At 50.8% G+C, this 2,074-nt stretch carries 2 protein-coding genes; one reads left to right on the top strand and one right to left on the bottom strand.

What is annotated here, in order from left to right:
• The coding region (locus QZ377_RS11785) for a Glu/Leu/Phe/Val dehydrogenase dimerization domain-containing protein (protein WP_291441330.1) at positions 1-546 on the bottom strand (546 nt) is incomplete at its 3' end.
• Between the two features lie 529 nt (positions 547-1,075).
• Here QZ377_RS11785 and QZ377_RS11780 point away from each other — a divergent pair.
• Positions 1,076-2,068, top strand: a complete 993-nt coding sequence (locus QZ377_RS11780) for a transglutaminase-like cysteine peptidase (protein ID WP_291441329.1) — start codon at positions 1,076-1,078, stop codon at positions 2,066-2,068.
• Positions 2,069-2,074: the final 6 nt, after the last annotated feature.

Genomic DNA, 2,074 nt, shown 5'->3' with positions numbered 1-2,074 from the left:
GCGTTTATACTGGCCGAAAAGATAGCCCACCTCGCGCCCGCCAACTCCGATATCACCGGCAGGAACGTCAACAGTGGCTCCAATGTGGCGATAAAGCTCGCTCATAAATGCCTGGCAGAAGCGCATGACTTCCATGTCCGACTTGCCCTTGGGGTCAAAATCCGCGCCGCCTTTGCCGCCACCTATGGCCAGGCCGGTGAGGGAGTTCTTAAATATCTGCTCAAAGCCAAGAAATTTCAAAATGCCCTGGTTAACGCTGGGGTGAAAGCGTAAACCACCTTTGTAGGGGCCAATGGCGGAGTTGTACTGAACACGAAATCCTTTGTTAACCTGGATCTGCCCTTTATCATCAATCCATTGAACGCGAAATGATATGGTACGTTCCGGCTCTACAATACGCTCAAGAATCTTGTAACATTCGTACTGGGGGTTTTTGTCCAGCACGGGCTGTAGGCTTTGTAGCACCTCTTGTACAGCTTGCAGGAAGATCGGTTCGTAGGCGTATTTATCTTGAAGATTGCTCACTACACGCTGTACATAAGACATTGTCGCTCTCCTTGTGGCGATGGTCAGGAACCCGCTGTAAAAAGGCATTCCTGTTTTTGGGGCGGGTTACTAAGTAATCCAAAATAGCGGCGTCTGACAAGGTTTTTCAGGCTCATAAACTGGCAAGGGGAAAATAATATTGTGCCTTGGCCCGATGCGTTGCCGGTACGGCGTTTTTCAAAAAATACCGGGCAGGTGAATGCGCCCGGACGCCCGGAGGCGTCCGTATGTGTAGCCAAAAAAGCGGTGTGTAAAGTTCCATCCGGCGTGGGGCCGCGTGCGTTGCGTCAGAAAAACGGCTCTGTATTCTTGTTGGCTCTACCTGCTCCGCGGCTTGCCCGCACCAGTCGTGGGCCTTTGGGGGGTATATCATAGCCGGAGGAAAGGTCCAGAGGTAAAGGCCAGGGGGCAAAGTGACTCTAAACCATTGAAGAAAACAGGTGCTTGTGTCTGGACTCACCGGGTGTTAGCGTGTATTACTAAGAAAGCATGCCAATATCCTTTCCAAAAGCGCTGTGATTACTCATTCATGAAGCATTCCCGCATATTACGTGCCTCAATCATAATAACACTGCTTGTAGCAGTGCTCTTTTTTCTGTCCGTTTTGGCCTGGCGGCATTTTACGCCTGCCATTGCCAGGGCGGAGCAGGGACAGCGCGCGGAAATTGCTGCCGGGAGCACCATTGGTGATGCTGTTGCGCCAGAGCGTCCCCTATCTGCCAGCCGGGACAGCGTGGATGATGTTCCCCCGGCTTCTTTGGCAGAGGACGAAGGTCAGCCCCAGCCGCTTTCCTTTGAATCCGGTGCCGATTTGCCGGACGCAGTCTCGCTGTCTGAAACGGATGCCGCTTCAGTTCAGGAAAATGACGGTGACGCCCAGAAGCAATCCCAAGTTGCGGAACAGGCAAAAACGTCTGCCGATGCGGGCAGCAGCGCCCCGGAAGCATCCACCGCGCCAAGTTCCAAGGTGCAGCTTTTTGGTACTGTGGAGTTTAAACGTCCGCTGTCTTCATTACCTGGCTGGCTCGATGTCCTTAAGCGCAACAAAAAAGATCCGATCTTTATTCCTGGCAAGTATTTTAAAAAATCAGTGACCTGGGACAGTTTTAAAAAAAACGCTCAGGGCAAAAACACTATGGAACTTTTGCGCTATGTTAACAGCTTCTGGAATACATGGCCCTACAAAGAAGATCTCGCCAACTGGGGAGTAGAGGATTATTGGGCCATCCCTGCTGAATTTTTAAAAAAATCAGGTGACTGTGAAGACTATGCCATAGTCAAATATTTCACCCTCAAGGAACTGGGCATTCCCGCTGAAAATATGCGTATAGTGGTTGTGCGCGATACTCTGCGAAACCTGGCGCACGCCGTTTTAGCCGTCTACCTGAATGGAGACGCATATATACTTGACAATCTAAGTAATACTGTTTTGTCACACAGTAAAATCAGGCAATACAGTCCACAGTACTCGGTCAATGAGTCCGGTCGCTGGGCGCATCTTAAAGGGCGCAAGCTGAAGTAGGAAAAC

It is taken from the genome of Desulfovibrio sp. (assembly GCF_019424165.1).
GTDB lineage: Bacteria > Desulfobacterota > Desulfovibrionia > Desulfovibrionales > Desulfovibrionaceae > Desulfovibrio.
This window is presented reverse-complemented; position numbering and strand designations above follow the sequence as displayed.

Coding starts and splice junctions, on each gene's coding strand:
- QZ377_RS11780 (WP_291441329.1), top strand. CDS start 1,076: ATGAAGCATTCCCGCATATTACGTGCCTCAATCATAATAACACTGCTT.